Source organism: Coleofasciculus sp. G1-WW12-02 (assembly GCF_040219735.1).
GTDB lineage: Bacteria > Cyanobacteriota > Cyanobacteriia > Cyanobacteriales > Coleofasciculaceae > Coleofasciculus.
The window spans coordinates 24,268-30,893 of the sequence record NZ_JAVJRX010000133.1 but is presented as its reverse complement, the minus strand read 5'-3'; the positions used below and the strand labels follow the sequence as shown (position 1 = coordinate 30,893).

General features: G+C 45.8%; 5 protein-coding genes. 3 read left to right on the top strand and 2 right to left on the bottom strand.

Features of this window, described 5'->3' with window-relative positions:
• The first annotated feature begins 260 nt into the window (after positions 1-260).
• The gene (locus RID09_RS21660; RefSeq protein WP_446337987.1) at positions 261-2,555 is read left to right on the top strand and encodes an efflux RND transporter periplasmic adaptor subunit; all 2,295 of its coding nucleotides are present in this window, start codon (positions 261-263) and stop codon (positions 2,553-2,555) included.
• A gap of 192 nt (positions 2,556-2,747) precedes the next feature.
• Positions 2,748-3,350: a hypothetical protein gene (locus tag RID09_RS21655; protein ID WP_446337986.1), complete on the top strand. Its 603-nt coding sequence runs from the start codon at positions 2,748-2,750 to the stop codon at positions 3,348-3,350.
• Between the two features lie 131 nt (positions 3,351-3,481).
• Here RID09_RS21655 and RID09_RS21650 read toward each other — a convergent pair whose 3' ends face one another.
• Both RID09_RS21650 and RID09_RS21645 read right to left on the bottom strand, forming a co-directional pair.
• Positions 3,482-4,819: a TRAP transporter large permease gene (locus RID09_RS21650; protein ID WP_446337985.1), complete on the bottom strand. Its 1,338-nt coding sequence runs from the start codon at positions 4,817-4,819 to the stop codon at positions 3,482-3,484.
• Positions 4,803-5,357: a TRAP transporter small permease subunit gene (locus tag RID09_RS21645; RefSeq protein ID WP_446337984.1), complete on the bottom strand. Its 555-nt coding sequence runs from the start codon at positions 5,355-5,357 to the stop codon at positions 4,803-4,805. The genes RID09_RS21650 and RID09_RS21645 overlap by 17 nt, the downstream gene beginning before the upstream one ends.
• Positions 5,358-5,653: 296 nt before the next feature.
• On the opposite strand from RID09_RS21645, the gene RID09_RS21640 reads away from it, so the two are divergent.
• Entirely contained in the window at positions 5,654-6,502 is an 849-nt protein-coding gene (locus RID09_RS21640) for an ABC transporter permease (protein WP_446337983.1), read from the top strand.
• Positions 6,503-6,626 lie beyond the last annotated feature (124 nt).

Here is a 6,626-nt window from a genome sequence, read left to right as displayed (position 1 = left end):
TTCATGCTTTTTTTCTCTTAGTCTTTGACTCCATTATTTTACATTAAAAACGCCTGAAATAGTTATTGGGCAAACATTTTGGGATTTAATTTATTCAATTTCATCGCTATGAATCCTGTTGAAATATCTGCGGAATGTAGGCTCAAAGTAAAGCCGCCATCGAGCAACTAGGAAAACATCCCCCCGCCGATATTGCCAAATACAATAACCTAACCCTTGAACAACTCCGCTATCTGCTACAACTCCTCACCGCCACCGGGATGTTAGTCGGAACCAAACCCGCCAAACCTCCCAAACGTAAATTCACCCCACTACAACTCCTCTTTTTCAAAGTTCCCCTATTTAATCCCGACAATTGGTTAACTCAACATATTAATAAACTGCACTGGATTTGGACTCGTTCAACCTGTCTCATCCTGTGCTTTTTTTTAGCCATTTCTCTATCCATTGGTTTATCCCAACGTCCCCAAATTATCCTGACTGGACAACAATTATTAGCAAATCAGGGCATTTCCCTCCTATTACCCTTTGCCCTACTCGCCATGTTAGTTGTCACCCTACACGAACTCGGACATGCCTTTACCCTGAAACATTACAACGGCATTGTCCCCGAATTCGGGCTACTTTTTATGTTTTTAATGCCAGCCGCTTATACCAATACCACAGATTCCTATTGCCTATCTCGATTTAAACGCCTCTTAGTCGTCGGCGCAGGTGTTATTTGTCAACTAATTATTGCCGCAATCGCCTTTTGGTTATGGCAATCCTCAGCAAATTGGTTAGCCACCGCCAGTTATCTGTTGATGGTTTCAGCACTCTTTACCATCGCCCTTAACCTCAATCCCCTGGCAAAATTTGACGGCTACTATCTCGCCGTCGCCCTCACCGGAATCAACAACCTCCGCACTCGTTCCTTCCAATTCTACAGAAACCTACTACGCCGAAAACCCAGCCCCGAACCCCGCCACAATCGCCTAATCCTCGCCACTTACGCCCCCTTCAGCCTCCTCTATATCCTCTTCATCTTCAGTAGCATCTTCACCCTAGTCACAAATTGGACATTAACCAACATCCCCTTTTGGACAATCACCCTACTAACCCTTTGGGCAATTTACTACTACTTCCCCCAAAAACCAGCCGACATACCTCCAAACAAACACCCTAACCAATCTAAAAACCAACACACAAATCCCTCCAAACCCCTCTGCGTTCCTCTGCGCTTCCCTCTGCGAACCTCTGCGTTTCAAAAAAAGCCCCAATCACAACCCCTAACCCCCATGAACCCCTCCCAACCCTTACAATTCGCACCCCCAACCAGCAAACCCCACCTCCCCCTAAAACGAATCGCCATCCTCCTAACCATCGCCACCAGCTTAAGCCTAATCAGCCTTATCCCCACCTCCTTTGAAGTCGGGGGTTCTGTCGAACTCGAAACCCGCCAAGGCGCCAGAGCCATTGTCCGCACACCCATGGCGGGAGTAATTACAAAAATCTACGTTAAACCCGGAGAAACCGTCCAACCCGGACAAATTTTGGCACAATTATCCAGTCTAGAATTAGACCGAGAAATTGCCACCATCGAACAACAACTCGTCCAAGCCCATCAAGTCTTAGACAGCGCCCAGAAACAACGTATCCGCGCTGAAGCCCAACTCGTAGAAGTCCAAGCCGTAGCCGAAGCGATGATGGCAAAAACCCGTCGAGAAAGCTTACGCGCAAAAGCCCTCACCCAAGGACAACTCACCCCCGAAATTCAAGTCTTAAACACCCAACGCCAACGCCTCCAGGAACGCATCCCCGAACTCCAGGAAAAATTACAACGCTATCACCAACTCTACGAACAAGGCGCGATTTCCCGCAACCGCCGCGATGAAGTCGAAAGTGAACTCCACAACATTGAAAGCAACTTACTCGCCAAAACCCAAGAAATCGCCGCCGCCAAACAAAACCAAACCGATACCGCCCGTGACTTACAAACCGAAACCGCTTCCCAACTCGCCGCCATTGACGCCTCTGAAATGATTGCTACAGCGGAATCCCAAATGATAACTCAACAGCAAGCGATCGCGACCCTAAAAAACCGTCTATCTGAACTGGAAACCCATAAAGAAAATCTTACCCTACGTTCTCCCATCGCCGGGATTATCCTCACCAATCATTTAGACTTGCGGCAAAATCAAGAACTAAAACCCACCGAAGACTTCCTCCTAGAAATCGCTGAACTCAGCAGCCTCACCGCCACGGTAAACATCAAGGAAGAAGACTTAGAATATGTGGAAAACCATAAACCCGTTACCTTTCGTCCCCGCCAAGCTAAACTAAGACCATACACCGCCACCGTGCAACGAATTCTGCCTAAAATTCAGCATGAACCCTCCCAACCCCAGCCCATCGCCCAAGTGGAAATTGTTGTGGATAACAGTGATGGCAAACTCTATCCGGGAGCGACAGGATATGCCAAAATCTATTCAGAACGGATTCCCTTGTACCAACGTTTAGGGCGAGAACTGATGCGGTTAGTTCCCTTAGAGCGATTCCTGTGGCGAGAACAATAAGCTGTTTGCTATTCTAAAGCTTAAGTAGGTAGGCACAATAAAAGTTAACAGTGGAGCGTTATTCGTCATTCGTAAGGGTTTGAGGGCTATTTACAAACCTTAATATAGTTGAGTTTATTTCCACCAACCTACTTAATATCAATATTTAAATGCCTAACAGCTTAAAATGCTTGGCGAATTGAGGCGCTAAAAATGGCTTATAGTGACTTTACTACATTAAGTCAATTTAAGAAAGCGTTTAATTTACGGATTGACGAAGAATCTGATTTATTTGTCACTGTAGAACCCCTACAGCCGAGTGAATCGCTCGCCGCTACTTTAGCGGAAACAGTTGAACTGGCTCTGGCAATTAATACAGAAAAAGCCCGATCAGAAATGATAATTACGCCGATTCTATTGGAGTTGAGAAGAAGAGCCAATTATCAAATTAGTTTATTCTCAGGTTCAGATTTTAATGTTGATTTGGAAAAAGGGTTAAATGGGTATTGTGATTTTATTATCAGTCGCTTTAAAGAGCAACTGACAATTAATGCTCCGGTGGCGATTATTGTAGAAGCCAAGAATGAGAACATTAAAGGTGGATTGGGACAGTGTGCGGCAGCAATGTTAGCAGCCCAGTTATTTAATCAGCAGGAAGAAAATGATATTCAGACGATTTATGGAGCGGTGACGACAGGAGATATTTGGAAATTTCTAAAGTTAGAGGATGCTGATGTCTGTATCGACTTGAGCAATTATTACATTAAAGATATAAGCAAAATTTTAGGCATTTTATTTAAAAGCGTTCAGAATTGAATAAAATTCGCCCTTCAAAACAGATCAGAGTGATAGGAAAAGGCGGATCAAAAATACCGATAAATCTATCTTGGTAAATGATAGAGCTAAACTAGCCGTTTATGTCCGCCTAAATTATCATCATTTTGCTATTAGCGACTCAACGAAGGAAGGAAACTCACCAGCCCTGGAAACGCGATAATTAAGATAACGATTAGCGCCTGAAGCAAAATAAATGGAATTACCCCCCAGTAAATCTCTGTCGTTTTCACCTCCGGTGGGGCGACACCTCGTAAATAAAAGAGGGCAAAGCCAAAGGGTGGCGTGAGAAAAGACGTTTGTAGATTAGCCCCTAAAATAACCCCATACCAGACAAGGTTCACGTCTAGAGATTCCGCCACAGGAGCAAACAAGGGAACGATAATAAAGGCAATTTCAAAAAAGTCAATAAAAAAGCCTAAAATAAATACCGTTATCATACTCACTGTCAAAAAGCCAACCTGACCTCCGGGTAGGTTGGCGAGAATATCATACATAAACTGATCGCCATTTAAACCGCGAAAGACTAAACTAAACGCGGTAGAACCTAGTAAGATAAATATCACCATGCTGGTAATTCGCAGCGTGGTGTCACAGGCTTGGCGCAACGATAACCAAGTTAACTTACGATTAGCCGCAGCGAGTACCATCGCACCAACACAACCCACCGCCCCGGCTTCTGTTGGTGTGGCAAAGCCAAAAAAGATACTGCCTAAGACTAAAAGAATTAATAATAACGGTGGGAACATGGCAAGCAAAATCCGGCGTCCTAAGGCTTTCCCGCCAATGTTGCGAACCTCAGCGGGTAAAGCCGGTGCAGCAGTAGGTTTTAACCATGCCACAATTAGTACATGTACAGCAAAAGCTGCAGTCATTAATAAACCGGGAATTAGGGACCCAATAAATAAGTCCCCGACAGAAATTCCTAATTGATCTGCTAATACGACTAAAACCACACTAGGAGGAATAATCTGTCCTAATGTCCCCGATGCAGCGATTACCCCCGTTGCCAATCGTTTATCATAGCCGTAGCGCAGCATGATCGGTAAAGAAATCAGTCCCATTGCCACTACGGTTGCGGCGACAACTCCAGTGGTTGCGGCTAATAGCGCCCCGACTAATACTACGGCTAAGGCAAGTCCCCCCCGCAGGCGTCCAAACAGAATCCCCATGGTTTCTAACAGGCGTTCAGCAATGCCAGATTTTTCCAGCATGGAACCCAAGAAAATAAAATAAGGGATTGCTAATAGGGTATAGTTTGCCATAATCCCAAAAATGCGCTGGGGCATGGCAGTCAGGAAGATGGGGTCAAAAACACCCAAACTCACACCAATAATCGCAAACGCGATCGCAACTCCTCCCAGAGAGAATGCGACGGGATAGCCCAGCGACAGAAATACCAACGCCCCAGCAAACATCAGAGGACCTAACCATTCATACTCCAGCATCATGATGTTCCTCCTGGGGTGTAAGATAGCCTGTGAAAATTGCCCAATTTTTAATCGCTTGGGAAATCCCTTGCAGAATCAGGAGGACAAAGCTGACAATAATCATGGATTTGATCGGATAGCGGGGTAATCCCCCCGGATCAGGAGACATTTCCCGAATTGCCCAGGAATTGAGAATGGTTTCCCAGGAGAAATAAATCACCATTAAACAAAAGGGAATTAAGAATAACAGCGTCCCGATTAAATCAGCCAAGGCTTTCCATTTCGGTGTCCAGCTTTTATGGAACACATCCACCCGCACATGTTCATCATGGCGCAGGGCGTAGGCTGCACCCAAGAGGAATACCAGGTCAAATAAATACCATTGACCTTCGATAAAGGCATTGGAACTGAGGTTTTGACCGACGAAATAGCCAATGTAGCGTCCGGCGACATTCCATGTGCCGATCGCGATCATCAGTAATACTAGCCAGTAGGTTAGGCGACCTACCCATTCGTTAAAGCCATCAATGAGTCGAGAAATCTGTAATAATTGCTGCAAGGCTTACGGCTTCTCCTGACGCTACACCAGATGTGTATTTTACCGCTACTGTTGCCAGGACTGTAGCAAATTTTCGCCTTTTCAAGGCGGGGAATATGGGGAATATGGGAAAGATGGGGAACAGATGCATTCGTAGGGGCGAAGCATTTGCGCCCAGATGTCTCGGTTTTATGCTAATATTCCAGCGCAAATGCTTCGCCCACCCCATGGGGGATCTGGGCAACATTGCCCACCAGCATACCAGTCAGTGACATTCGGTTTAGGATAATTTGAAGCAATACGAGATACTAAAATTAATGCTCGGCGTAATTCGGAAAGTCGGTACAATTAGGCGCTGGTTGCCCCTAGATGAGCAGTGGTGGGTCAAATTTGACCTACTGCGGACATTAGTGCGCCGGGATTTGGAGGCACGGTATAAAGGTTCAGTATTGGGGAATTTGTGGCCCCTCCTCAATCAACTATCTCAGTTGCTTATTTATACCTACGTGTTTTCCATTGTTCTGAAGGTGAAGCTAAGTCTGAAGGGATTACCTGCGGATAACAATATTGCTTTTGGCTTATGGTTGTTTGCGGGGTTATTGCCTTGGATTGCCTTTACTGGAGGGTTAACCCAATCGGCGGGTTCGGTGGTGGGACAACCTAATTTGGTGAAGAAGGTGGTGTTCCCCTTGGCACTGTTGCCACTGGTTCCCGTCTTCTCGACATTTATTGAGAGTGCTTTGGGGTTAGCCGCGCTGATTGTGTTAGTGGCTCTATCTTCAGGAACATTACATGCAACGTTAGCGTTATTGCCTTTAGTGTGGTTAACCCAGTTGTTATTAACCGCCGGGTTAGGATATTTTGCAGCTGGGTTAACGGTATTTTTGCGGGATATTCCCCAGACGTTAGGGGTGATTTTGAATCTTTGGTTTTATATGACGCCGATTGTCTATCCCGCTTCGGTGATTCCAGAACACTTACGAGATTGGGTATTTTGGTTGAATCCTCTGGCGGTGATTGCTCAGGTTTATCGGGATTTGGTATTAGTGGGTTCAGTGGAACATGGGTTAGAATGGGTAGTCGCGTTTGGCGTTTCTGGGGTAGTGTTTTGGATAGGACTGTGGTGTTATCAGAAATTACGTCCCGCGTTTGCGGATGTATTGTAGGGGCACGGCATTGCCGTGCCCTCTGTAGGGGTTTGGGGGTTTGGGTTGGCGTGTCAATTTTGATAGAATTGGCGCGATCGCATTCTTCCTATACCACGATGAAATCGGTTTGCGGGTTTGGGGG